The sequence below is a fragment of the Bradyrhizobium sp. Leo114 genome, assembly GCF_055229415.2.
In genome coordinates, this window is the sequence record NZ_JBUYEN020000012.1 from 91,834 (window position 1) to 116,903 (window position 25,070).

At 58.5% G+C, this 25,070-nt stretch carries 25 protein-coding genes and 2 pseudogenes; 13 read left to right on the forward strand and 14 right to left on the reverse strand.

Going from position 1 to position 25,070, the window contains the following annotated elements:
* Positions 1–120: 120 nt before the first annotated feature.
* The 3 genes and pseudogenes from ACZIRK_RS16805 to ACZIRK_RS16815 form a co-directional block, all read right to left on the reverse strand.
* A complete protein-coding gene (locus ACZIRK_RS16805; RefSeq protein WP_245474634.1) occupies positions 121–993 on the reverse strand; it encodes a LysR substrate-binding domain-containing protein in 873 nt (290 codons plus the stop codon).
* A gap of 116 nt (positions 994–1,109) precedes the next feature.
* Positions 1,110–1,250 (reverse strand): annotated as a pseudogene (locus ACZIRK_RS16810) (hypothetical protein); the annotation flags it as partial.
* 658 nt (positions 1,251–1,908) lie between these two features.
* Positions 1,909–2,094 carry a hypothetical protein gene (locus tag ACZIRK_RS16815; protein WP_130225063.1) on the reverse strand — a complete coding sequence of 62 codons (186 nt, stop codon included), beginning with the start codon at positions 2,092–2,094 and terminating at the stop codon, positions 1,909–1,911.
* Between ACZIRK_RS16815 and ACZIRK_RS16820 the strand changes: the two genes are divergently transcribed.
* Positions 2,079–2,402, forward strand: a complete 324-nt coding sequence (locus ACZIRK_RS16820; protein ID WP_245474633.1) for a hypothetical protein — start codon at positions 2,079–2,081, stop codon at positions 2,400–2,402. The two genes, ACZIRK_RS16815 and ACZIRK_RS16820, sit on opposite strands and share 16 nt — an antisense overlap.
* Positions 2,393–2,809, forward strand: a complete 417-nt coding sequence (locus ACZIRK_RS16825) for a TSUP family transporter (protein WP_245474632.1) — start codon at positions 2,393–2,395, stop codon at positions 2,807–2,809. The genes ACZIRK_RS16820 and ACZIRK_RS16825 overlap by 10 nt, the downstream gene beginning before the upstream one ends.
* Positions 2,810–3,295: 486 nt before the next feature.
* On the opposite strand, the gene ACZIRK_RS16830 is transcribed toward ACZIRK_RS16825, so the two are convergent.
* Together ACZIRK_RS16830 and ACZIRK_RS16835 are read right to left on the reverse strand one after the other, a co-directional pair.
* Positions 3,296–3,469, reverse strand: coding sequence for a hypothetical protein (locus tag ACZIRK_RS16830; RefSeq protein ID WP_165435133.1), 174 nt, complete (start codon positions 3,467–3,469; stop codon positions 3,296–3,298).
* 185 nt (positions 3,470–3,654) lie between these two features.
* Entirely contained in the window at positions 3,655–3,834 is a 180-nt protein-coding gene (locus tag ACZIRK_RS16835; RefSeq protein ID WP_130225124.1) for a hypothetical protein, read from the reverse strand.
* A gap of 449 nt (positions 3,835–4,283) precedes the next feature.
* Between ACZIRK_RS16835 and ACZIRK_RS16840 the strand changes: the two genes are divergently transcribed.
* From ACZIRK_RS16840 to ACZIRK_RS16870, 7 genes are all read left to right on the forward strand, one after another.
* Positions 4,284–5,219 (forward strand): SIR2 family NAD-dependent protein deacylase, encoded by a 936-nt coding sequence (locus ACZIRK_RS16840; protein ID WP_130225062.1) that lies wholly within the window; start codon positions 4,284–4,286, stop codon positions 5,217–5,219.
* A gap of 164 nt (positions 5,220–5,383) precedes the next feature.
* Positions 5,384–6,166 (forward strand): tetratricopeptide repeat protein, encoded by a 783-nt coding sequence (locus ACZIRK_RS16845; RefSeq protein WP_130225061.1) that lies wholly within the window; start codon positions 5,384–5,386, stop codon positions 6,164–6,166.
* Positions 6,167–6,335: 169 nt separating this feature from the next.
* Complete coding sequence (locus ACZIRK_RS16850; RefSeq protein ID WP_165435131.1) at positions 6,336–7,703, forward strand: DUF2235 domain-containing protein; 1,368 nt, start codon at positions 6,336–6,338, stop codon at positions 7,701–7,703.
* 28 nt (positions 7,704–7,731) lie between these two features.
* Positions 7,732–7,983 carry a hypothetical protein gene (locus ACZIRK_RS16855; protein ID WP_130225059.1) on the forward strand — a complete coding sequence of 84 codons (252 nt, stop codon included), beginning with the start codon at positions 7,732–7,734 and terminating at the stop codon, positions 7,981–7,983.
* A 653-nt stretch (positions 7,984–8,636) separates the two neighbouring features.
* On the forward strand, positions 8,637–10,733 hold the full coding sequence (locus ACZIRK_RS16860; RefSeq protein ID WP_463327767.1) for an AAA family ATPase: 2,097 nt from the start codon (positions 8,637–8,639) through the stop codon (positions 10,731–10,733).
* Between the two features lie 1,050 nt (positions 10,734–11,783).
* The gene (locus tag ACZIRK_RS16865) at positions 11,784–12,044 is read left to right on the forward strand and encodes a hypothetical protein (protein ID WP_463327768.1); all 261 of its coding nucleotides are present in this window, start codon (positions 11,784–11,786) and stop codon (positions 12,042–12,044) included.
* A 381-nt stretch (positions 12,045–12,425) separates the two neighbouring features.
* A complete protein-coding gene (locus ACZIRK_RS16870) occupies positions 12,426–12,878 on the forward strand; it encodes a response regulator (RefSeq protein WP_245475124.1) in 453 nt (150 codons plus the stop codon).
* Between the two features lie 448 nt (positions 12,879–13,326).
* Here ACZIRK_RS16870 and ACZIRK_RS16875 read toward each other — a convergent pair whose 3' ends face one another.
* The 3 genes from ACZIRK_RS16875 to ACZIRK_RS16885 form a co-directional block, all read right to left on the reverse strand.
* The gene (locus ACZIRK_RS16875; RefSeq protein ID WP_165421571.1) at positions 13,327–13,497 is read right to left on the reverse strand and encodes a hypothetical protein; all 171 of its coding nucleotides are present in this window, start codon (positions 13,495–13,497) and stop codon (positions 13,327–13,329) included.
* 61 nt (positions 13,498–13,558) lie between these two features.
* Positions 13,559–13,876, reverse strand: a complete 318-nt coding sequence (locus ACZIRK_RS16880; protein WP_130230643.1) for a hypothetical protein — start codon at positions 13,874–13,876, stop codon at positions 13,559–13,561.
* A gap of 25 nt (positions 13,877–13,901) precedes the next feature.
* Positions 13,902–14,963, reverse strand: coding sequence for a DUF1236 domain-containing protein (locus ACZIRK_RS16885; protein ID WP_130230641.1), 1,062 nt, complete (start codon positions 14,961–14,963; stop codon positions 13,902–13,904).
* A 227-nt stretch (positions 14,964–15,190) separates the two neighbouring features.
* Here ACZIRK_RS16885 and ACZIRK_RS16890 point away from each other — a divergent pair, with 227 nt between their 5' ends.
* Positions 15,191–15,418 carry a hypothetical protein gene (locus tag ACZIRK_RS16890; RefSeq protein ID WP_130230639.1) on the forward strand — a complete coding sequence of 76 codons (228 nt, stop codon included), beginning with the start codon at positions 15,191–15,193 and terminating at the stop codon, positions 15,416–15,418.
* A gap of 741 nt (positions 15,419–16,159) precedes the next feature.
* Here the strand turns inward: ACZIRK_RS16890 and ACZIRK_RS16895 are convergent.
* The 4 genes and pseudogenes from ACZIRK_RS16895 to ACZIRK_RS16910 form a co-directional block, all read right to left on the reverse strand.
* The gene (locus ACZIRK_RS16895; RefSeq protein ID WP_130230637.1) at positions 16,160–17,200 is read right to left on the reverse strand and encodes a glycosyltransferase family 4 protein; all 1,041 of its coding nucleotides are present in this window, start codon (positions 17,198–17,200) and stop codon (positions 16,160–16,162) included.
* 132 nt (positions 17,201–17,332) lie between these two features.
* A complete protein-coding gene (locus ACZIRK_RS16900) occupies positions 17,333–17,542 on the reverse strand; it encodes a hypothetical protein (RefSeq protein WP_130230635.1) in 210 nt (69 codons plus the stop codon).
* 94 nt (positions 17,543–17,636) lie between these two features.
* Positions 17,637–18,034 (reverse strand): annotated as a pseudogene (locus tag ACZIRK_RS16905) (hypothetical protein).
* Between the two features lie 12 nt (positions 18,035–18,046).
* The gene (locus ACZIRK_RS16910; RefSeq protein ID WP_130230633.1) at positions 18,047–18,289 is read right to left on the reverse strand and encodes a hypothetical protein; all 243 of its coding nucleotides are present in this window, start codon (positions 18,287–18,289) and stop codon (positions 18,047–18,049) included.
* 3 nt (positions 18,290–18,292) lie between these two features.
* Between ACZIRK_RS16910 and ACZIRK_RS16915 the strand changes: the two genes are divergently transcribed.
* The 3 genes from ACZIRK_RS16915 to ACZIRK_RS16925 all read left to right on the forward strand — a co-directional run bounded on the left by ACZIRK_RS16915 (position 18,293) and on the right by ACZIRK_RS16925 (position 22,419).
* On the forward strand, positions 18,293–18,430 hold the full coding sequence (locus tag ACZIRK_RS16915; RefSeq protein WP_165435603.1) for a hypothetical protein: 138 nt from the start codon (positions 18,293–18,295) through the stop codon (positions 18,428–18,430).
* A gap of 606 nt (positions 18,431–19,036) precedes the next feature.
* Positions 19,037–19,660 carry a response regulator transcription factor gene (locus tag ACZIRK_RS16920; RefSeq protein WP_130230629.1) on the forward strand — a complete coding sequence of 208 codons (624 nt, stop codon included), beginning with the start codon at positions 19,037–19,039 and terminating at the stop codon, positions 19,658–19,660.
* A gap of 554 nt (positions 19,661–20,214) precedes the next feature.
* Positions 20,215–22,419, forward strand: a complete 2,205-nt coding sequence (locus ACZIRK_RS16925; protein ID WP_463327770.1) for a response regulator transcription factor — start codon at positions 20,215–20,217, stop codon at positions 22,417–22,419.
* Positions 22,420–22,816: 397 nt separating this feature from the next.
* Here ACZIRK_RS16925 and ACZIRK_RS16930 read toward each other — a convergent pair whose 3' ends face one another.
* Both ACZIRK_RS16930 and ACZIRK_RS16935 read right to left on the reverse strand, forming a co-directional pair.
* Positions 22,817–22,990 (reverse strand): hypothetical protein, encoded by a 174-nt coding sequence (locus tag ACZIRK_RS16930; RefSeq protein ID WP_165435647.1) that lies wholly within the window; start codon positions 22,988–22,990, stop codon positions 22,817–22,819.
* A gap of 530 nt (positions 22,991–23,520) precedes the next feature.
* Entirely contained in the window at positions 23,521–23,934 is a 414-nt protein-coding gene (locus tag ACZIRK_RS16935; RefSeq protein WP_130231735.1) for a hypothetical protein, read from the reverse strand.
* Between the last annotated feature and the right edge of the window lie 1,136 nt (positions 23,935–25,070).

Here is a 25,070-nt window from a genome sequence, read left to right on the forward strand (position 1 = left end):
TCTTGAGCCTTCCAGTCGCGGTCGATCTGAACGTTCTCACCACGCGCCTTATCTTGGTTGCGAGATTGGTCCGATTGTTGTGGCGTACGGTCTGGCTGCACCGGAACCGACTGCCCCTCCTTATACGTCTTGGATAATCCGGACTCTTCTGCAGATGCGGGAACCAAAGCAAAGGACAACGATGTTGCCATTGCTACTGCAAGAACGCGCATGGTCTCTCCTCCTCCGTTCGACCGAGGCTAACGGCTCGGTCAAATTTTTGTTCGAGAGAGGAGCTAATTCTTGTGGTTCTCGCCGCAAGTCGGGCGGTTGGCCTTTTCGCCGCCTCGCCTTCGAGGTCCCGGCGAGTGATTTGAACTGGCGCAGGTCGTTCGACGCCTCCGCGAGCAGCCACTCACGAAAAGTGACAACCTTCGGCAGCGACGCGGTCACCTTGGGGCAAACGATCCAATAAGTCTTCGACACCGGCAAGGACTGCGGGAAAGGCAACATCAGCCGACCGTTGATCAGATCCCAAGCCGCTAGTGTCGTGCGAGCAAGGGCGATACCCTGCCCGTTGATCGCGGCATCAATAACCATGCTCGCACGATCGAGCACGAGACGGTGTGTGACATCGGCGTCATGTATGCCGAGGCCGCGCAGCCAATTCGCCCAGTCGGATCGGCTGTCCAGGTGGATCAGGGGAAATTTCAGGATATCTGCGATCCCGCTAATGTAGCGGCGGCCCGACAGCAACTTTGGACTGCACACCGCAATGAGCCGTTCCGAGCAGAGCCTTACGGCATCGAGGCCCGGCCAATTGCCATCGCCGTGGCCTGCCGCAAGGTCGACCTCCTCGCGGGCAAAATCGGCGTGATGCATCGTGACCGAGACGCGGACATCGATGCCGGAATGCGCTTCCGCAAAATGACGGAGCCAATGCACCAGCCATTTGGCGGCAAAGTCTGGCGAGGTACTGACGGTGAGAACGCCTGCGCTCTGCCGCTGCAGCAAACGTTCGTACCCGCAGCGATACGATCCAGCGCATCGCGCACGACAGCGAGATAGTCCCGGCCCGCCTCGGTGATGATCAGGCATTGCCGCTCACGATTGAAGAGCTTAATCGCAAGTCCTGTTTCAAGCGCCTTCACCTGATGGCTCACCGCACCTGAGTGAGACACAGCTCTTCTGCGGCGCGTAAAGCTCTCGTGTCGGGCCGCGGCTTCGAAGGCCTTCAGTGCGTTCAGCGCGGCAAATGCGGCGCATTCCAATCCACCCAGAAGAGTTCATGAGGAAAATTGGGGCAGGCCCGAGAAAGGATGCTTTGCGGACTGCGCCTTGCCTATGCGGCACTGCGAAATCATGGGATTTGGAGCTATTAAATGTCAATGCCTTTTGCCAATAGCGACTTTCTGGCGCGAGTCGCCGCAGCGCGACAATGGGGGATCGTCAACGAAATTCATGGCCGGCGCTGCTCGACCGCTGGCTTGCCAGCAGCGAGCCGATGCACCAGTGCGCCGGTCTGCGCGCGATGGCCGATGATCCCCACACCTCCTTGCCGACCTCGGTCTTACCTGGCGCTGATCGAACTCGATCGACTGCAAGCGAGCGACCTGGGAGGAGAAACGATGTCTGAAATCACTGTTTACGGCTTTCCGCGAAGCACGTTTGTCAACACGGCTCGTGCTAAGCCACAAGGACGTGGCCAACACCTTCCAGGACCTCGAGCCTGTGATGGGCAAGGCCGAACATCTACTACGGGAAACACAGACTCCCCACCAGACGGCCAAACCGTCCAAGCTCTGTGCAACGCTCGATTTTCGATGAGATTGCACATGGACGGGACTTCCATTCAATCTTCCAGACAGATTGCCCGCTCACGGCGACGTAGCGACTTCAGGTCGCCATGCCCTTGAAGAGCCTTCATCATCAAAATACAGGCGCTCCGGACAGCGCCTTCGACCAGCCGCATTCGATCCGAAGACCCGGCGGGTCTTCATCGCGCATACAACGCGCAGCACAGTCGAAGTGATCGATCACGATAAAGGTAAATATCAAGCGATATTGCGGGGATTTCCAGGATTGCCGGCGCCGGGCAGATGGATGGATTTTCATGCGAACTCCTGATCTTCATTCTCGTCACATTCGCCGGCGCGCTGATCGCCGGCCGCTCCGGCTTTGCCTTTCGGCTCATCGTCGCCTCGATCTGGCTCAACATTCTCTCGCCGCTGCAGACGGCCACCCTGATCATCGCCTATGGCCTCATCGTTCAGGGCTATTGGGTCTGGAAGCTGAGGCGGTCGCTTGATCACCACAAGCTCTGGCCATTTATGGTCGGCGCAGCCATCGGCGTTCCCGTAGGCGTCGCGTCCTCACCTGGGCTAATCCTGCTCATGTGCGCGCGGGTGTCGGCGTGTTCTTAGTGTCGTACTGCCTCTATGCCCTGCTCCGTTCGTCGATCCCTCCGGCCGAGGCCGGCGGCGCGGTAGCGGATGTCGGCGTCGGCTCTCTCAACGGCGTGCTTGGCGGCATCACCGGCCTCGCCGGCATTCTCGTCACCATCTGGTGCGGACTGCGCGGCTGGCCAAAGGAGGTGCAGCGCACGTTATTCCAGCCGGTGGCAGTCGCAGTTTTCTTTATGAGCGCGCTGTGGATCGGCGCGAAGAGCACCATGAGTCCGGAGACAATCAAGCTGTTCCTGATTGGATTGCCGGCCCTTCTCGCTGGCATCTGGCTCGGCATGAAATTGTTCGGCCGGCTCGACGAGGCAATATTCCGCAAGATCGTACTGGCGCTGCTCCTCGTATCGGGCGCCGCGCTGATGATCTAGGAGGCCCGTAGCAACGCGGGGGAAATCGCTAGTGGCGTAGGAAATCGTGGAATTGAGTAGCGGTGGAGCAACTCGAACCCCGATATCGATGCTTGTCATTTGCATTGCTTTTCGAGAACGGCCGAACACAAATCGCTGCTCGCGATGGCAGCAATCAGCTCCGAAGTCCTCGCGTGCACCTTGCCCTTACGATCCAACTCTCTAGACCCCAGGCTTCCACGGACGTCGCATCCACTTCCAAAGAGCGACTGCCTACACCTGCCCCCAATGGGTTTTTCTTGATCTCTCAGTGCACACGTCGTGCACACGGAGGCTACTAACAGATTGAAAAACCTAAACTCTCGGTCCACTCCATCATGGGACCGACTGTGTCGCCAGCGACGTAAAGTGCCTACCGAAGCTCACTGACCGCACCAGTTTCGCACCAGAAACGACGTGAACAAACCACGACGAACGCGATCAAATTCAAACGAAAATGCAGCAAAATCAACGAAGCTTATTGATGGTCTGCCGCTCATAACGGCCTGGTTTCTGGTGCGAGGCCTGCCGCAGATATAAGGAAATCACCCGCGCTTTGATTTTTGACTGGCCTCCTTCGCCCTGCGGCTTTGAAAACGCCATTACTTCCGTACGCTTGAACGCCGCGTGAAAGCTCGCCACTAGATGGCTCCTTTTCTGCTCAGCATTCCAGGGTGCTCCTCTATTCAACCGCCAACTGCAGTTGTCCAGCTGAAGTCATAGTGAGCGCTCAACAACTTCATTGCGATAACAGCGACGGGAACGCAGATGATTTGCAACAACGTTCTGGTCGAGAACACCGTATTTAGAGCGGCATGATGTCGCCTCTAGCGCTGGTGACCGAGAGGGATTCCAAGCTTGAGCGCCTTTTGGCGGAGTGAGCCTTCGGAGCGCTTTGTCAGCTTCGCGATTTTTGCAACGGGCGTCTTCGCTTTCGAATGCGCGCGCAGCTCTTTCACGTCAGCCTTTGTGTATTCGCGACGCACAGTTTTCTTCTTCGTAACCATATTCTTTGCCTTATTCGCCACTTTTAGCTCCTCGATTCGAGAGCGGGCGTACTAGCACAGCCGCATTGAGGCGCAACCCTCGATCAGCTGACTCTATATGCTGGTACGATCAGTGAAGTCTCTGGTGACATCAGCATTGCAAGGCGATTTGCCCGATCTATCGAATTGTTTCGGCAATTCCTGGTGGGCCAACATTACAACTTGAAGTAATCTGACCGATGTAGGGCCAAATCCTAATTTTACCGTGGGCCTGCGATGCTTGGTAACACTGCTAGTAGAAGAGATGCGCGGGGACCAATGCCAACTATTAGATTGCCGAGCGGACCTATGGCAGCCTTCCAAGACTCCTCGCATTCTATCCGCGCAAGGGTTGTCGGCAGATCCTTTGAAACGCAGAGAATTGTGAGTGGCGGTACACTCAATCCCAACATGAGAATATTTTGATTCCAATGACCCCGCGTACGTTAGAAGACATTGTAGAGGCGCTGCGGCCGAAACCAGGCACAACGCGAAAATGCACCGTGCTACTCGGTGCTGGCTGTTCGATCAGCGCGGGGATTCCGTCGGCAGGTGCCGTGGTCGAGCATATTAGGACCTCATATCCTGCCGCCTACGCGCGCGCGACCACGAAAGACTATCCTAGCTGCATGGCCAGCCTCGACCGGGGAGTCCGGCGCGACCTTATTGGCGGATACATCGACAATGCGAAAATCAATTGGGCTCACCTCGCGCTCGCTCAACTTATTGATCACGGCTTTATCGATCGAGTACTTACCACCAATTTTGATCCTCTCGTTTCTAGGGCCTGCTCACTTATAAATTCATTCCCGGCGGTTTATGACTTCGCCGCATCGCATCTCTTCAATCCCGACCAGGTGAGTGAAAAATCGATATTCCATCTCCATGGCCAGCGTGATGGCTTTGTGCTTCTCAACACGCGTGAAGAGGTGAACAAACATCGGCGCTATGTGAAACCTGTTTTCGAGGATGCGCATAAAGGCCGGATTTGGATTGTGGTCGGTTATAGCGGCGAGAACGATCCGGTTTTTGATCTTCTGGCCGATGTCAGGACATTTGAGTATGGGCTCTATTGGGTGGGCTATGGAAAGACGCCGCCGGCCCATGTCTCCAAACGGCTCCTCACCCCCGGACGCGGCACGCACTTCTTGGGGGGTTGGGATGCCGATGATTTTTTCGTCACGCTGGCTCAAAGGCTCGGATGCTTTCCCCCGCGTTTCGTAACGCAGCCATTTTCGCATTTGAAATCTATGTTTCGGATGCTGAAGGACTACAAAGCTCCGAGAAGCAATCTGGACGACGAGCCTGGGCTCCGCGAAAGCCGGTTGATGTCGCCGCCGTCATACGGCCCCAGCTCGACGCCCTGATCGCTGGCCAGGAGCAAGCTCTATCTGCCGAATACTATTTCCTCGCAGGCGAGCATGAGCGCGTTGCCGCCTTGTTTAGGGGCCGGCAGCTGAAGAAGCTGACCAAACGGGAACGGGACACTTACGGCTGGTCCCAACTGATTCTGGGCGATCGTGCGCACTCAATGGCGAAAATCGACGATGATCGTGACGTTTATCGGAAGGCCGCTGAGCATTTCGCCATCGCCGCGAAGATTCGGGTCACAGAAGCTGACGCGCTCTACAATTGGGGCAATGTCCTGTTCGACCTGTCTCTGGCAGCCCGGGATGGCGCGCCGGAAGTGATGACCAAGGCGGCGGAAGCGCTGCTCAAGCGCGCCGTCGTGAAATATCGGGCTGCACTGGCAATAGATCCTCAATTTTCAGACGCCCACAACAGTTTGGCGAATGCGTTGGCGGATCTGGCGCGCGCAGAATATCCCCGCAGCGACAATTTGATACTGAGAGAAGCATTTGGCCGTTACGAAGCGGCGCTCCGACACACTCGAACGCCAGACGTCGTTCACAATAATTTTGCCAAGGCATTACATGATTTGGCGCGGATCACGGACGACCTCGTGCTGTTCAAGAAGTCGATGGTGCATTTCCAAGCTGCGGGAGCGGCTAATCCAAACTATTACAGCGTTTATCTGAGCTGGGGCCACGCACTTGCCGATCTCGCGCGTAGGACCGGCGCTGCCAGGAGCTATAAGGCGGCATTTGAGAAATACCGCCGGGCTGCAGAGATTGAGCCGACGGATACAGCAGCGCATCACAGTTGGTATTATACAATCCTAGAATTCGCCAAGAAATTGAAGGGAAAGGAAAAGGCGGCTTATCTGAAGCAGGCCGCGGCCGTGTCCGCCGAACAAAAGCGCCGGCGCCGCAATCTGGAGCGCCGCGTTCTGCGATCCGAGGGAGCAAGATAAGGGAGCGGATGCCGAGAGGCTTGCGGTTGAGCTTCAGCTCCCGCGGCGTAGACGATAATTGTTGCGGACGTGACCACCCGCGCTGTGCGCAAGTGGGCAAGCTCACATTTCGGCCCGTGCAATCTGTGATATGGATTGGCCTTTGGCGCACTTTTGGGGATGGTGTGCAATGCCGAAGAATATTGTGATCTTCTCCGACGGCACAGGCCAAGCCGGCGGCATCAATTTCGACGAAGCGCGGACGAACGTTTACAAGCTCTACCGCGTCTGCCGCGTCGGCCCGGACACGAAGGTCGAACCATCCGAACAGGTCGCCTTCTACGATGCGGGTCTCGGTTCGGCGTCGGATGGCGGTCATTTCAAGATCGGCTGGATGCGCTGGCTCTACAACCTTGCCAGCATGGCGACGGGCCTCGGGATCACCCGAAACATCGTCGATTGCTACGCCGCGATCATTGCCCTTTATGAGGAAGGCGACCGCGTCTTTCTGATCGGTTTTAGCCGAGGGGCCTACACGATTCGATCAGTTGCCGGCGTTATGACTTATTGCGGTGTCCCTCGTCATATGCCGGATGGCTCGCCTCTGCGCCGCGATCCAAAGAGCGTCCACAAGCTGGCCGAGCATGCCGTCAAGGATGTCTATCAATTCTGCCCATCCTACTCGCGCAAAATTCTTGGATACCGGCAATTCTTGTTGGAGACTCGAGACGCGATCGCCGCCCAATTCAGACAGCAGTACGGTAGCTCAAGCACCATCAATGGCGCCGAGCGGGCGAACGTCTTTCCATACTTCATCGGCGTGTTCGATACGGTCGCCGCCCTCGGCCACAAATATCTCGGCACGGCGCTCGTGACCTCCGGCATTGCGCTGCTGATCGGGGTGCACTGGCTCGGTGGCTTCCTTCAGCCGGTCTTTCCATGGGCGGGATGGGGGGCTTGGATTCTGAGTTACCTCGGCGTCGCCGCAGCCCTGATCGCTTTTCTCATGAACTATCTCAAGATCGCGCCATCCTTGCCCGGCTACGGGTTCTTGAAGCGCCTCCGGACCGTGCATTTCGCCCCGCCGAAGCACAAATTCTACGACACGACGCTGGATCCAAATGTCGGCTATGCCAAGCATGCGATCTCGATCGACGAGAACCGCGCGGACTTCAAGCGCGTCGGCTGGTCGCCCACGGTCGAGAAGCAGGACGTACGCGACGCGCACGGCAACCTCTATTTCGAGCAGGTCTGGTTTCCGGGCGTGCATGCCGATGTCGGCGGCGGTTATCTGGAAAACGAGGCTCGCTTGTCCGATATCGCGCTGAACTGGCTGCTCGCAGGAGCTTCGCTCATCCCGGGCGGCCTGAAACACGACGGCAGTGTCCTACGGCTGTCACCCGATCCCGCCGGCCCGCAACACAATGAGCAGGCGGGTAGCTTCCTCAAGGCTGGGGTTCGCGACCTTCCCATTGATCCTGAGACTGAGGAGTCGAGATCACCGATGCACAAGTCGGTCTATCGGCGTTTTCGAGGCGGGATCGGTTCTTCTCTATGACCGCATGGCGGCTTATCGGCCGGATAACATGAGGGTACACGTTGACTTCAAGCGCTACTTCGATGGAAGCGCGGCGCAGCCGCCGCAATGCGTCGCTGACGACATTGAACAGAAGTGGGAAAATGCCGGCCATGTCGGACGGCTCTTACCCAGATACGCGGTTCTGTCGGGCGACATTCGAGTTGCCTTGGCCTCCGCCGAGACAAGTAGCGCAGATCACAATGCTGAGAGTGGACTCGCCGACCTGCCGCCAAAAACACCGTTTGAAAAACCGTTTTAGTTCGGCCTTCTCAAACGGTTTCTCGCGCTAAGGTCTTGATTTGTATGGTGGGCGCACCAGGGCTCGAACCTGGGACCCGCTGATTAAGAGGCGTATGATTTCCCAGTAAAATCAATGGCCATTCCGACAAACACGTGTTCAAACCTGCATTGAATCCCCAACAGGTTTTACCCTTGTCGGAATGGCCCGATAGCAAACTCTCGGCGAAGAGCCGCTCGTATTTGGATGAGTTCTTGGAGTTGTGCGTCCAGATGGTGACGGAGCGCTGCATCGGCCGACGGCGAAGCCGACCGGTCTCCTGGACGTGACATGTTGGGCACCTGATGCATTCGCAAGAGAGCGGCATCGATGACGTGCGGCGGCGTTCTGCGGTATAAAATTCGAACCGTAGGTCGAGGGCTCATTTTTTGACCTTACGCAGACGTCGCGTATGAGGCTTTGAATGCCAGCAGCGCTTCACTCTGTCATTTGGGCGGCCCTAGTCGCATCCCAAAGCGGACAAGCCAGCAATCACAGCCAGCCAAACCGCGGGAAAACGTCCGAGACGCCCTAACTTCGCTGATAACTTTGAGTTTTCTTGGGGATTGAGCTTACCTGCTACGTGTAGATCAGAGCTTTAGGTTCATAGTCTCTCCTTCTTCGGAGGATGCGGGTTGACCCAACTAACCGTAGTCATCAGTAACTGCAACCGCGTGGATCGCGCCGAAATTAGCGTGCTGAAAGGCACGCTGAACATCAAATATGGACCCAACGGCCTTGGCAAAAGTACTCTGGCAAAAGCCATTGTCAGCCAAATTCGTGGAGACGGCACTCTAGGTGACCTCATGCCATTCAAAAGCCGAGGCAAGGCCGATGCACCGTCGCCATCTGTGGAGGGTATTGACGGTATGGCGTCCGCCCTTGTCTTCGACGATGACTACGTTCAGCAATTCGTTTTCCAGAAAGACGAAGTCCTTAAAAACAGCTTCGACATCTTCATCAAAACGCCGGATTATGTCGCGGCGATGGAGGCCATCGACATTCTGCTAGCTGCTGTGAAGCAGACGCTCACCAACAATGCGGAAATCGAACAGACCATTTCAGACTTCAAGGAATTGCGGGATGCGTTCGGCAAGTCGAAGCCCGGTAACATTCCGAAGAGCAGCAAGATTCATAAGGCGTTCGGTACCGGCAATAAGACCGAGAACATTCCCGACGCGCTGAAGCCCTTCGAGACCTTCATCAAGAGCCAGGAGCCCTCCAAGTGGATTGGCTGGCAGATCAAGGGCAACGAGTATCTAAAGCTGGGTGACAATTGCCCCTATTGCGCCACCCCCCTTGTTGGTGAGGGGCAGAAAGACATCGCGCTCGCAGTCGAGAAGGAATTCGACGCCGCGGCTGTCGGTCACCTCAACACGCTCAAAGCCGTTATCGAAAGGCTTGGCAAGTATTTCAGCGAGAAGTGCCGCGAAAACCTGCAGAGGGTAACCAAAACCAAGATTGACCTGACCGCCGCCGAGGTAAGTTTCCTTACGGGGCTTAAGGCTGAGATCGACGGCATGATCACCCAGCTGGAAGGTCTCCGGGCTATCTCCTTTTTCTCCCTGCGGGACGTGGACCAGATCAGTGAGAAGATCACCCCGCTGAAGATCGACTTGGCGCTGATGGACAAGCTCGATTCCCCAGAGACCCGGAGCATCACAGACCCTGTCAACGCGCAACTTGAAGACCTGCTTACGAAGGTTGGCGACCTGACTGGAAAGGTCAACAAGCACAAGGCCAAGATCAAAAAGGCGATAGAGGCCAACCAGGTCAGCATCAACACGTTTCTGAAGTCCGCCGGCTACAAGTACGCTGTCGAGATCGTTCCGGAGGAGCAATCCTACAAAATGAAGCTGGTGCACCGGGATCTGGCCGGTCACCTGGAAACGGCGTCGAAGCACCTGAGCTACGGCGAAAAGAACGCCTTCGCCCTGGTTCTTTTCATGCACCAAGTGCTGAGCGAAAACCCGGACCTGGTGGTGCTGGACGACCCCATATCGTCGTTCGACAAGAACAAGAAGTTCGCCATCCTGCACGAACTGTTCGAGGGCAAGGCAAGCCTGAGAGGGCGGACCACCCTTTTGTTGACCCATGACATCGAGCCTGCCATCGATGTTATCAAAAGTACCAAGGACGTGTTTCAGGGGGCAAAACCATCGGCATCTTTCCTTTCTTCGCGCGGGGGCATTGTGAAAGAAGTGCCGATCGCGAGGGAAGACATCCAGACCTTTGCCAGGGTCTGCAGGGCGAATATTGCCACGCTGCAGGATCCGATCCTGCAGGCCATTTATCTGCGGCGCGACTATGAGCTACGTGATGAAGTCGGCTTGGAATATAATCTGCTGGCAAGCCTGTTCAAAGGCCGCGCCGTTCCCACGCTGCAGACGGCAGCTGAAAACCGGAACATGAGCCTGGAGGAGAAACAGGCAGCAGAGGAAAGCATCCGAGAAGAACACTTACCAGGGTTCAACTACGATGCGCTGGTCGCCGAGGTGAACGACGCGAACGCCATCCGCGCAAAATTCGCGGCCACGGACGTCGGCTACGAGAAAATCCAGCTGTTCCGGATTTTCAACATCGAACACGACGATGACGTGATCCGCAAATTTATTAACGAGTCGTACCACATCGAGAATGAGTACGTGATGCAGCTCAACCCGCATAAGTTTGAGAGCATACCCGAGTACGTCATTGATGAATGCGTGCGCATGCTGCCGCCCATCCGATAGACCTTAACCAGCATTACATTGAGGTTCGCATGCTTGACGATGGTGCCGGAGAGCGCGACTGCCGCAATTGAAACGCGCTTTATGAAGCTGTGGATCCATGGTGGACACCAATCTATCGGGAGCGTGTTTTAGGACTACGAGCTATATCACCAGTTGCGCACCCGGTGACCAAGTAAAATCGCCGTTCACCTTAATGGGGAAGTTGATGAGTGAGGTTCATGAGGTGCTGTGCAATTTGCAGACCTCGAACACCATTCCAGACCTATTGGTACATATCGCTGGAGATGGAACGGCGATCAGCGCAGGACTGGCGCGTGCTAGGCGTGCGCGATTTTCTGACGGTCTTGGCGATCAATGAGCGCCGCGGCCGCCAGTGAGATCGAGGGACGCAGCTCGAAGAGTGGATCGCATTGGGGGGAATGGGTGGCTTCAATGGGCCGATCCAACAGCAAACAGTGTCGATGGCGTGTTCAGTCGGATCATCGCCCAAACAACCGCCGAGCAGGTTGAAATCCCGGAGGCGCAACCACCGATACCGACATTTGGTTCAAGTTGCGATCTGATCGAGGCCGCCTCATGCGTCCCGAACGCAGTGAGCATCTTCTAAGTTGTTGATTTTTCTTGATGCTGCAGGTGCTTCCGTCCCGTTTTGTTCACGGTCGTTTCACCCAATTCATTGCGATTTCGTTGCGCTCAGGGATGAGAACAGTGATGGCTGCGCCAAGGTCGCAGCCAACAGTTCGCCTCGTCGAATAGCCGGTCCAAATCCGGAGGGCGTCGAGAATTGCCCCAAGCGCGAATCCCGGGACTACGTCACCCAGTGCGCCAGGACCATTATGCGCGTCAGCGACAGACCGACCGCGAGCGCGCGGATTGACGCGAAGCCTGCAAGGGCATGGAGGACGCCGCCGCAGACCTGCGCTGATCGGAGCCACGCAGCGCGTTGAGCACTATGAAATCGCCGGGTCTTTCGGCGGCCGATCGCGACCGTGAGCCTGGTCCATGACGAAACCCTCATGCGCTTCATAACGGAGCGGACATGCGCCTTCCATGCTGAGCACCGAAGCGTTTCGCGGTACCGCAACTTCAGTCACTGCATTGCCTTTTCACGCATCACCCGTTTCGGTCTTCGCCTTGCGCTTCGATCTCGGCGTGACACATCAAGACGGCCCGCTTCAGTTCGGCCAGCTGCCCGCGAAGCGCGTCGGCAAGGCGCTGTCTGGCGAAGATCGCGGCTTTCCTCGAACGGGCGAAGAGCTGCATTGGGCATGGAATCCCACGATAATGGTTCGCTCGCAGTCGATGGGTTAAGACTGAAGAAGGTCACGGGGACCCTCAGCTTGCGTTAGTGACCGCATCAGTTCCCCCCAGTTCCCTCCTCGGGCCCGCGCCGCTCTCGCGTCCTCCCTCCGCGCTGATCGCCATGAAGCAAGGCGGCGGGCCAGAAGCAAAGCCGGGCGACGGCACGCCCATTCCGACCATCGTCTTCCACGGCGATCGCGACACGACCGTGCATTCGAACAACAGCGGTCGAATTGTCCGGCAATCCATCGGCGAGCCGGGCCGCCAATCGGTGCGGGTCTCCTTCCGATACGGACTCGCATCACGTCGGCTCGATTCTTTCCGTCGGGAACGACCGGCCGATTGGGCCGTTCGACTGCGCGACGGATGCCATTTCCTAGTGAGCCACCAGTGAGCGTACTTCTCGTCGAGGACGACCCTCTGATCCGCGAATTCGTAGTCGAAGCGCTGCGCGAGGCAGGCTATCACGTGATCCACGCGAGCACTGGAGAGGAGGCTCTGGCCTGGTGCGAGCACCACGTCGCGCTGGTCACCGACGTCAGGCTGCCCGGACAAGTCGATGGATGGCAGATCGCGGAACGCTACCGAGAGCAGGATCCGAACCTGCCGGTCATCTACGCAACGGGCTTCTCGCCCACCCCACCACGCCCCCGGCAGCCGCATCGTGAACAAGCCCTTCCATCCGGAGGAGATCGTCCGGACAATCAAGGAGCTCGGCGAGGAAAAAGGGGGCACCGCCTGGTTAGCTGCTCTACTCATGGCATAGCCTTTCTCTTCTTCAAACAGTTCGGTGAGGGGTCGTTGCGATCCTGTACGCCGATCCTGCGCAGGGCATGTTCGTAGGCTCGAGACAGCCGCGCGATCTCTTCAGGCCCGAGAGGTGAGTTTTGAATTATCCGGTAGATGGCCAATTGTTATTCCCATGCGGGCACCAATCGCTGAAGGAGCATTGCATCGTCGAAGCAAATTTTGGTTTCGCGAACTGCCGCCTTACTTTCGTCCTGCGAGGATGCAGTGAGAGGTAGTTAGCGAAGAGCGCCGCTGACCTGCGGTCGTACTCGTCTGCCTTTCCGGGCGACTGGATCAAGAAACTTCGCTGCGCGCAGAGGAACGATAGCGCGAGCGCCAGGTTTTCCCCGACGCCCCTGCCCCAAGGGGCGAAGCCCGTACTGGCCCGAGCTCATAGCCCCTGCCCCCCGAGCTGGGCCTTCATCCGGCGAGCTTGGGAAGCGCCGCGAACCGGAGGCATCGGCGAAGCTCCCGCCCTTCCGAATCCTTTGCTCCCCAGAGGCTATTGGTCTTCGTCTGCGGCGGCCGAATCCTGGGTGCCGAGCAGCTTCAACGCGGTCTCGATCTTGGCGAGGCGCGCCTGGATTTCGGCGCGCTCGTTCGAGCCGGGATCGGCTTCGAGCCGCGCCAGCAATTGCTCCTTCTGTCCCAGGAGCTTTGCAACGGCAGTCATCTCATCACCGAGAAAAGTAGCCATATCGAAGGGCCGCTCAGAGAGCGGCCCTTTTCCTAGTTCACCAGCGGCCGGTGCCGAAGCTGAAACCGATGCTCGGGCCACCGCCGTAGTAGCCGTAGCCGCGATCGTAGTAGCCGGGCCCGCCATAGGAGCCGTAGCTCCGGCGCACCACATAGCCGTCGTCTCCGCCGTAGTATCGCTGGACGTAGCGGGGACCGCGGGTGCGGTAGCAGCGACCGTACTCACTGCAGACCAGGCGAACCTGATCGACGTTGGCCACCTCCGCCGACCCGAGCGAGGTTGGATTGAGCGGAGCTGCCGACGCAGCCGACGCCAACAAGGCGGTCGCGAAAGCACCGAGCGCAATTGTCTTCATGTTCGTCTTCCTCCGTTTGGCGAGATCAGTCGATTTCTTCGATGACGCGACGTTCCTGCGGTTCGACGATGTAGGTGCGGCTATCCCGGTGAATGTACCGGTACTCCCGCAGGCTCGGCGCATCGCGATAGACCTCGTCGGGGAAGGCATCGATTTCGACGCCCTCCGGCACGCGCTCGCCCCGGCGGATCTCGGTTCGGACCGTGCTGCCGGTCGTTTGCCGCTCGCGCTCGACGGGACGCGCCTTGGCGTGCTTGCGGATCACCTCGCGATCACGATCGGTGAACGTCACTTTGCGCTGCTCGGTGCGCGCCGGCGCCGCCGCCGTGGAGCGCCCCGAATACGGCAGGACCGCGACGATCTGGTAGCTGGAGGGCTCCACGATCACGATCTCGTCCTTGACCAAGACAAAGTTGTAGCCCCGGTACTGCGGCACGACCTCGACCACCTCAGTCGGCAGCGGCTGCAGGCGGACATCGCGCGGCACGGCCGTGCCCACCGACAACGAGAAGTTCACGTTGGTGAGAGGCTGCACGTTCAGACGCGAAATCGACGTGCTGATGCGGGTCCGCTGCTGATCGTTGATATTCACCGACGCGTTCACGTTGGTGTTCGACGAACGATCGGCCGTGTTCTGCTGATTGTTCGGCTGCTGGGCCGTATTCGACCCGGTACCCGTCGGCGACTGCGCCTGGTTGGAGCCCGAGGCGGGCGGGTTGGCGCTTTGCGTTTGGGTGTTCGTGTTCGAAGGAAAGTTGGTCTGCGCCTGGTTGGTCGAATTATTAGAGGTCGGCGCCTGCGTCGTATTGGCCGTTCCGGAATTGGACGGCTGGCCTGCAGCGGTCTGCCCGGTCGACGATGGAGACTGCGTCTGGGCCGAATTGGTGGAAGGATTGGTCTGCGCGGACCCCGAAGACGAGTTCGACGACGGTGTCGAAGTTGAAGAGGACGGCGTCGTCGATGTGGAATCCTGCTGGCGCTGCGTGGCCGACGGATTGGAGCTCGACGTGCTCGGAGAAGACTGCGCGAGAGCCGAAGTCGCGATTGCCACTGCAGCGGTCGTAGCCAAGAGTAAACGCTTGTTCATCTGAAACCTCCAAAATGCGGACGTCGGTCAACATTCCATGCGGCGCGCGGTTCCAATTCGGGAAAACTTGGTAACTCTCCTGAAGCAGGGATCTGGATGTCCTCCGAGGCGCAGAAGCATTCTGGTGTACCGAAATGGCGCGTGCCCGCTGCAGCCGGGAATAAGCGGAACTTCACTCGCACCTCGCGGTTGGCATTGACTGCTTACAACCAACGAGGAGAACACCCATGAAGAAGCTGATCGTGTGCGGCGCTCTCGTCGCCTTCGCCCTCGGCACCCAGGCCGCCAGCGCCGCCGAGTTTTACATCGTTCGCGACGCGACCACCAAGAAATGCACCGTCGTCGACACCAAGCCGACGACGACCACCACGACGGTCGTGGGCGATGGCGTCTACAAGACCAAGGTCGAGGCCGAGTCCGCGGTCAAGACCACGAAGGTCTGCACCGAACAGTAAAGCGATCATCGGGCTTAAGACCCGACGGAAGCGTTCTGACAGCAATTGGAGGAGAAATGCCCGTACTGATTTTGTGGGCCGTTCCCGCCGTTCTGGTCGTTGGCGGCGTCGGCTATTTCTTGGTTCACATGCACTGAGCGAACGATCGTCAGCATGAACGGCTCGCCCGCAATCGGGCGGGCCGTTTTTTGACCCCGCCGCCGCTGGTTGCCATAAGGCAGAAAAAGGGCCCCGTGTGGGACCCCAATCTCAATGAGCGAACACCCTACTCTAGAACTGCGGAATCGCTTTCAATTGCTCCTCGTTGCCGCTCATGACGGCGTGTTCGGGGAACCAATCGTTCGCTTTGCGGCTCGTGGCCGTTGTCGACGCCGCGCCCGTGGGTGTCGTGAAGGATTCGATCAGATCCCCGTCCCTATCGACGTTCGATGGTCACGACGCGGACGGAAACGCCCTTACCTTCGGAGCGCAGGCAGTGATCAGAGAAATGTGGCCAGACCTGCTTCGAACACTCTGCCGCTCCCGACGTGGAGTCGCGGACCTGCTGGATCGTCGGCTGCGAAGGAGGCGTTTCGTCCGCGAGGGCCGGCGTCCCGAGAATGACGATAGCTGCCGTCGCGGCAAGAATGATTTTCAGGGGTTCCTCCTGATCGGCGACAACGGTTGGCGTCGTCAGCCGTTCCGGCAGCGATCAAACGAGCTGCTCCGTTTTCGAATCCTTCGCGCGCCACTGCTTTGCCCTCACGGTTGGCGCCCTCCGCGAGCGACCAACTCGCGATATCGGCTTTCATACGCTCTCGCCATCAGGTCGGCGCCAAAGCACTCCTCGAACCGGCCACGGACTATTCTCCGGTCTAGCCGGACGACTTCCTTGACCGCTTCGATCGCCTGCTCCTCGCCGTCTACCATGAAGCCGGTGACGCCGTCTTCAACGACTTCGGGCACCGATCCCGAACGATACGCGATCACGGGCGTGCCACAGGCCATCGCCTCGATCATGACTAGCCCGAACGGCTCGGGCCAATCGATCGGAAATAGAAGGGCTGCTGCGCCGGCGAGGAACGGCTGCTTCCGGATTTCATCCACCTCGCCGACCAGCCGGATGTTCTCACCGTCGATCTCGGGTTCGAGCTTCTTCTTGAAGTAGCCCGTCTCCGCGCGGGGTATCTTGGCCGCGATCCGCAGCGGCATCCGGACGGCGCGGGCGATGCGTATGGCGTCTTCCGGGCCCTTCTCCGCCGTCAACCGGCCGAGAAAGGCCAGGTACGAACCGGGTTCGTAGGAGGGCTGAAGCAGATGCTTGGGTAGCCCGTGCGGAATCGTCGCGATCCAGTTTGCGTCCGGAAGCGCACGGCGCTGGTTGTCGGAGATGGAGATGAAAGTAGCTTCCTGAAAAGCCCTGATCACGTCGGATAGCCCCGGAAGGTCGAGTCGGCCATGCATCGTCGTCAGAAAAGGCACTCCGGTCCGGCTCAGGACCGGCAGGGGCAACCAGTCGACATGGGAGTGGATCACGTCGAATTCGCGCGCGCGCTCGGCGATGGCTTCGATCAGCAATGCGCAGGCGGCGTTCGGATCGACACCTCTCCGCCCCAGACGAAGCGCGCGGGGCCACACCGCGTGGAGCTTTCCCCTGGTGTTCGAATCCCCGCTTGCGAACAAGGTGACGTCGTGTCCGAGATCGACCAGTTCGTCGACCAGCCAGGCGATCACTCGCTCGGTGCCTCCGTAAAGCTTGGGTGGAACGCTCTCGGCCAACGGCGCAAGCTGGGCGATCCGCATCGCGCTAGTCCCCCAAAACGATCCGCAAGCCGATCACGATTGCCGCGGAAATGAGGAACGAGATTGCGAGCAACGTCCAACTGGGCCTTGTGCTTCCGCGGGCTACACGGGCGACGAGCATTTTCATGCTCGTCAACATTCGTCGCGGGGAAGCCGGTGCAGGTAGGCAATCCCGAAGCTGGCGAGCTCTTCGGTATCGCTCTCTCGCTCTTCCCATCTCCTGTGCAGATGACGCTCCAGCAAGCAGCGTCGGCTGTCATGAGCTTCCACGTCGGGGTGCCGCGCTCGGTACACCGTCCAGGCGGTCTCCGTGGCGTTCTTCAAGACGGCTTCGTCAACCATGCTCGCTCTCCGGAGACTGGTCCCGTCACTGCCAACTCAAGGCACTTCGGAAAGTTTCCTGTTTTTCCCGACTGTAGACGAAGTGAGGACGAGATCAGGATGCCTCCGCGCGCGCTCGCGCCGCCCGTCGGCGGTGCAGGCGTTGGGTTCGGCCCGCTCTTGTCGAGGCGAAAAGTCTGGGCGCGGGCTCTACGACTGAGAGTTGTTCGACGGGAGCATCGGGTCCCGTCTGTGGCCCAGACAACCTGTTCTCCATGAAGTCGAGTACCGTCCGACCCTTCTCGGTGATGCGCCACCTCCATTCAGACGCTCGACCAGCGCCTGCGAGAAGATGTCGAGATCAGGCACGCGCGCCGCTAGGCGCTTGGTCCGCTCGGCCCAGTCGCGGCCGCTGCTCGCCAGGATGGCCATGTCGCGCTTGAGGTCAGCCATGACGGCAAATCCATCCGGATAGCTCACCAGGATCTTGAGCACGGTGACCTGGAAATTCACCCCCGTCCTCCGCTATCGCAGCATGGTGGAAGCAACGTGCAACGCGTCGCGACCTACCTGCTTCAGGCTTTCCGGCGCGGTGTCGCCTTTGGCAGCGGCTTCCAGAATCCGCGAAGCGATGTGAGCGCGAGCGCCGGTTTCGAGCGACGCTGCCCCGGCGCCGAGCATATCCATTGCCCCTGCCGCCGGGGCCAGCAGAAACCATTGCCCGTTTTTCCCGTTATCGGCGGGGCGCGAACAGTGTGAAAGGATCATTCGATGAAGAAGATCGCAATGTCGGCGCTGATGGCCGGCGCTCTTGGTCTGGCCTCGGTCGCCACGACGTCTCCGGCCGAAGCTCATTGGCGAGGTGGAGGGGACCCGGCATCGCGGGCGGCTTGGTCGCAGGCGCCGTGATCGGCGGCCTTGCCTCCTCGGCGTACGGCTGGGGGCCCGGCTATGGCTACTAGGGGGGCCCCGGCTACTATAGAACCGGCTATTATGGCGGGCCCTACGCCTACGATGTTGATGGGGTAGCTCTTTTCGAGGTCGGGAATGGTGAGATTGGAGATGAACCAGGCGGGCACGCTGCTATCCTTCCCGCGCAAAGGTGGCACCGGCTCATATGTTCCCGCTGGAAATATCGGATTGCCTCGGAATTTCCGAGCCCCTTGCCAAAGGCATCCAGCGTCTGCTCCGGATTGAGCGAAGCTGTAAGAGCTCCATTGAGGGCTCTCGCGACAGCGCGTGCGGACCCCGACTCCTGTTCATTTTCGTACTCGAATTGGTCGGGGGAGAAGATTAGAAGCGCCACCGCGCCGGACGCCAGCGCGCTCAGGATCATCAAAGCGATCGGAAGCAGCAGCCTCTGCCGAAAGGAAAGAACATTCCAGATCTTCTGCAATTCGTGCTCCTTCGGTCGGTTCGCCCGACGTCCCGCTCAGATATTTGAACCATTACAGTGCTCGCGACGTTCTCCACAACTGGAGGAAGCGACGACGTGCTAATGAGGACCAGATCGACATGCGGGTACTGATCGTCGACGACCATCCCGTTGTCGTGACGGGATGCCGAGCCCTATTCACGGCCGACCCTTCCGTCGAGATCCTGGCGGCTTCGAATGCGAAGGAGGGCCACCGTGCGTACCTGCAGAAGCATCCCGACGTTACGGTGGTGGACGTAGGGCTTCCCGACCTAACCGGGTTCGAGTTGACGCGCCGAATCCGCAAGGATGATCCGGCCGCCAAAATCGTCATGCTCAGCGTGAGTGAGGATCCGGCGTTCGTGGTGCGCGCGGTCGAGATGGGCATTCAGGGGTATATCTCGAAAAGCGATGATCCCCGGCTCCTGGCCAAGGCCATCCGGAGGGTTGCAGCTGGGGAGCGCTTCGTCTCGCCGCGTCTGGCTGAAGCGACGACCTTCGCGAGCGCGGCGATCAAGGCCAGCCCTTTGACGCAGATGAGCGCACGCGAGCTCGAGATCCTGAGGCTTTTGGGTCGTGGCGACCGCATCTCAGAAGTCGCGTCCGAACTTGGCATCTCCTATAAAACCGTCGCCAACACGACCTCCACGCTGAAGACCAAGCTCGGCGCCAAAAATCACTCCGACCTCGTCCGGATTGCAGTCGAGATCGATTTGCACCGCTGAAGAGTCGTCGACTGGAATCCTGTTTTTCGGCGGTTTTCGCGCAATAGCGACATCGGTGAGAGTTCTGCTCACCAAATGCCATCATTCGTTGTGCTTGAAAATCGAATTCTTTGATAGTTTTAAGGCCGGCCGGAGGCCATCCTATGGGATGAGCAGTGCTTCACCTCCTCGGTCGCAAAGCGGGATTACCAGAAAATTACCTTCAAGTTGCAGCACCCCTGCGCACTGGGAGCGGTACGACCTCTGACGGACGGCCAAGAGGGCGAGCCATATGGAGCTATCCCGACGAACTGATTGAACTCATCGTCAGAAGCGTCCGCACGAACCCAATATGACAATTAGGAACGCAATCGGCCGAGCGGAGTTAGATCGCCGCCTCTCATGTTGTGTTGCGAGCCGAGCGAAGGAAGCCCATGCGTCGCGTTCGACTTGTGATAGCAGATCGACGTCCCATCGTTCTACAGGGTTTTGCATCGCTGCTCGGAGCGCAGCCCGATTTCGAAGTGGTTGCGTGCTGTCTTGATGGAGCTAGTTGCCTTGCGGCCATTCGCAGCTTGACGCCCGATGTGGTGTTACTGGAGGACGGGTTCACCGACGTAAGCGCTTCCGACATCCTCGCCGTCGTTGACGACGAAGGCCTTTCCTCCCGGCTGGTGTTCTTCACTGCTACTGTCGCCTGCGGCGATCTAGCCAGGGCACTGGCGAGTGGTGCTTGCCGCGCAATTTCGATGAACGCCAAACCAGAAGCGCTGGTGCAATCCCTGAGGCTGGAAAAACCGGGGTCAGACCTGGCGAGGGTCGGTAACGAAGCTAATGGAATCGCCTCGTTCGGCAATAACGTTCTGGCGCTCCTGACCGTCAACGAGCGGACGATCATGGATCTCGTCGCCGAAGGTTTGTCGGACACTGAAATTGCCCGGGTGCTCGGTGTCTCTCTGGAGATCGTCAGGATTCACATCGACCACGCGCGACAGAAGCTCGGAATCAACAGCCGGACGGAGCTCGCTGCGCTGGCAAGGTCGCGCCGTTATGGCGCGATGAGTATCCTGGCAGCTGCGATCCTGGCAGCGTTGGACGATTCGCACGGTCACGCCGCAACCGAAAGCTTCACGGTCATGGCCGCAAATGGCTGCGCGGAGGTCGTCACCATCAAAATCAGTTGCAAGGAAGCAGTATCAGGTGGCACCCCGGCCAGAGGCGCGAGCAAGGACCGCGGCGGCGCCGCAACTGGGACATCATCGCCGACCGGCAAACTCGTCGACCCCTTGGCCGAGATTGCCGCGAGCCTATTTGCGCAGGCGGCACTCAACGCGCCGAGGCCGGGTTCGAGCGGCTACAGCATCTTCATGGTTGCAGCTTTCGCCGCCTTGATCTACGACCTCGATGGTGCCAACCACGCGGTGCAGGCGTTCGATTTCGGCGACGACATTGTAACTTCATCTACCGCAAGCGACGCCAACGGACTGGCATCCGCACTTCCCGGCTTCGCAAATTTCGGCGGCACGGCCGTGTACGATGGGGGGGTCGCATTCGAGTTCGCCCAAGGCGATACAATCGCCACAGACGGCAGCGACCTTTATGTCGGCAATGCCCATGCGGAGGATGGCAGCAGTGACCGAGAAATTCCTATTCCCCGAGGTTCCGGGACCGTTGATGTTGTTGCGGCGGCCGCGAACGAAGCCTCGCAGCGTGACCCAACGCAGACGGGCCGGGATAACGGGTCAAATCAGGATCGATCGCAATCCGATTTACGCGCTTCCGACAACAGCTCCGAAGCCGCTAAGCGTGAGGCCCCGGGAGACGATTTAAATCACGGTCAATCGCAGAAGGCCCTACATGAGTCCGACAACAACTCCGGAGCCGCCAAGGGGCGCGCCAAGCATGAGGCCGCGGGAGACGATTTAAAGCACGGTCAATCGCAGAAGACCCTACATGAGTCCGACCACAGTTCCGAAGCCGCCAAGGGGCACGCCAAGCATGAGGCCTTGGGAGACGGTTCAAATCATGGTCAATCTCAGAAGTCACCGCATGAGTCCGACAACGGCTCCGTGGCCGCCAAGGGGGATGCCAAGCATGAGGTCCCGGAAGACGGTTCAAATCACGGCCACTCTCAGAAGGCACTGCATGAGTCCGACAACGGCTCCGTGGCCGCCAAGGGGGATGCCAAGCATGAGGTCCCGGAAGACGGTTCAAATCACGGCCACTCTCAGAAGGCACTGCATGAGTCCGACAACGGCTCCGTAGCCGCCAAGGGAGATGCCAAGCATGAGGCCCCGGGACAAGATTCGAATCGCGGACAGGCGCACTGCGATTTGCAGACTTTTGAAGATGGCTCCGCGGCCGGCAAGCAACACGCACAGCATCCACAGGCAGGTGATCTAGATACTGGCAAACCGCGGCAGAATATGCCAACGGCGTCCGTAAATTCTGCCAACGACGCACATTCGGCATTGAAGATTACGACTGAAGGAAAGGGCGGGCCTTCTTCTGACAACGCAGACCAGGCCAAATCAGCGATTGGCACCGAACTTGGCGATTCCTTTCATTTTAAGAGTGGCGCCGACAATACGTCTTCAGAAATGTATGACCTTCAGCAACTGAGCCAGGGAAATGGAAAAGCCTATGGAGATGGCCAGCATGCTGTTGCACGCGAGGGGCCTGAGCCGGCCCAGGATGCTGACGGGATTGATATTTCAGATGCGCACAACGATCACTCATGGCACGCCAATCTCCATGCGGCTCACGATTTGATTGTGTAGCAATTTACTGATCGAATGGCCGGGGCCGCGGTTCAAGCGCTTTTTGCGCTGCTGACATCGCAACGCGAAGTTGACGCGATCATCGCCGAGACACTCAAGTGCTACGATGATGGAGCAAGTCGTCGCGAAGCATCCGCTATGTCATGTCAGGGTTCATCGGAGGACGACGAATTCGAACACCTTCGCCTGTTTCTGGTGAGGCAAACACAAACTCAACGGCGAGGTCATCTTCCATCTGACGTCGGAGCTCTTGAAGGATAGCCCGTCGGCGAGGATCAATCGGGCTCGCCTTCATTGTCTCGATAAGGGCAATCGTCTTTCGCGAAATGCCGACCTTGTCGGCGAGCTGAGCCTTGTCGAATCCTAATAGATCAAGTTAGCGCGATCCGGTCCGTCTTCAGCCCCTTCGGGTGCAGCAGCCGGCCTCGAATTTCGAGATGGCGAAATTCATGGTAAGGATCGGAGCCCGTTCCGTGTTCAGGCTGAGCAAATAGCTCCAATCTCTGCCGTCGATCGCGATGACGTAGTAGACGTCCGGCTCATGCGGCCGGCGACCACCTTTTTTCCTCACCGCCTTCCGCCTCGGCTCCGCACCCATTGCGGCTTTCCACCATCCGATCACGGCAAGCTATGCGAGTCGGTCGCCACCGCGGACCCCTCCTGAATCACTCGGAAGACGCGGGGCCGACAGCAGCTTCGAGAAGAGTTCTCATAACCCAGTGGATGCTTGTATGTGCGTCAACGACGTGTGCCCACGTCAATTTAACGCCGTCGGAATGGTTAACCCCTTTCTTGTTGACGAGGTCCAATCTGTCGAGCTCATGTAGCGCTACCGGCAGAAAGCGAAATCTTTCCCGAAGTTCGGCGCTCCAAGCGATGCCGTCGCGATCTAGGATTTTCTTTGTAATCCCGATCAATTGACCCAGTGGCCTCCCCTCCGCCGAAGCGCCCAACGCCGCTAGGACAAGCCTAAGAATGGGCTCCGCAACTCTGGACCATCGCACGACCAGGGCGTCGATCGGCTGCCCGCCCCTCTCGGATGGTCTCATACGACGGAAGCGAGCGAAGAGCATCTCCGCTTCGACAAGGCTGGACCTATGCTCACGATCGAGAGCATCCCAGAGCTTGGGCGAAAATGCCTCGCTCAGGATTGCCGTGAAATCCTCGGGGGGGTGCCGTATCGATGAGGGGAAGCCAGGATAGAAGCCCATCGACGTCCCGACGCAATGCCGCGACGTCGAGGGATTCCCTTTTTAGGATGGCGAGCACTGCGTATTTGCTCGACCGGTGATCAGCGGGCAAGTCCGTTATGAACCGCGCAAGCCCGACAAGGTCGGGCAGCGGTTCACGGCAATGGAGCGCGCAGAAGAGCAGCCATTCGCCAAAGGTGAGATTGGTGGTCACGATGACGGAGGCGCGCTCATAGAGCCGGGGAGTTTTTCTTTGCTCTGCTCGCACAGCCAGAATTTTCTCAAGAATGGCGGTCGCGATTCCAATACGAGCTTTGCCGCCCAAGCATCTTCCTTGTCGGGATACTGCGGCCCAGAAAATCCGTCAATATAGGCTCCATGCTTCGTGATCATCACGAAGTAATAGAGGTAGCGCTCGATCAATCTAGCCTTGTTTCGGTACAGATAGGACGATCCGGTGACCTGCCCCGCGCATGCTACAACTTCGTGGGATCGATGACTTCGAAGCCGCGAGGGCACGTGCATCGCCATGGTAGCAGCCGAACTATCTGAACTCATACACAACGCGTTCCCCGTCAAACCTGTCCCCGAAAAGTTTTGGATCGACGGCAATCAACCACTCATTGGTGATATCCCGGAAGATCTTGCGAGGAGGATTGCGCATCGTCCTTGGGTTGATGTGACGATATTCGACTGGAGGATGACGGGGGGCTCACGCGAGTAGTGCTAGGCGGTACATCGATCCGAATGCCTTTCGATATTATTTACCATCCCTGTTGGTCGGCGGTTTGAATGATTTGGCCTTTGTCGATTGGCCTCTGGAAAGTCTTCTACCAGCCGGAAGGGAGCGCCGAACTACTGGAAGTTGGTGGCAGGAATATTGGACCGGTTTCGCTGACGGACAGAAGGAACTCGTTCGGACGTACTTGATTGGCGTTCAATCTATGCTTCGAGAGACGATTCATCTCAGCGAATTGCAGTTTATCGCTGAGGCTCAATTGATATGGCACCAATGACGACACTACGCATCTACGATTGTCGGGATGGCATTCTGGCCATCGATCTGCGCGATCTTATCGATCTACTGCTCCACGCTCGCTCGAAGCCAGTTGGACGGTGTCACCGATTAGCGTGGAATATCCACGTCTTGGCCGCTCCATTGATGAATTCATGATGACGGGGCCAAGTCGGCCGGGCAGGATAAGCTGGAACTGCTCGCGGCCAGTGGCTCGTCGGTCAGCGGCGATACGCTTTCGGAGGCCGCTCATGCAGCGTGGCAGATAATTCGGGGACAGTTCTCCCGGAGCAGAGCGGCGCATGGGTTATTGTACGCGCAACAGGCAGCACCTTCTACGAACTCACTTCATCGGACGAGGCGGTGCTCGACGCCGTTCGATCGACTTACAAGGACGTCAGGGTCGCGCACGCTCCCGCTACTTCGGCTCCTATCGAGCGCATATG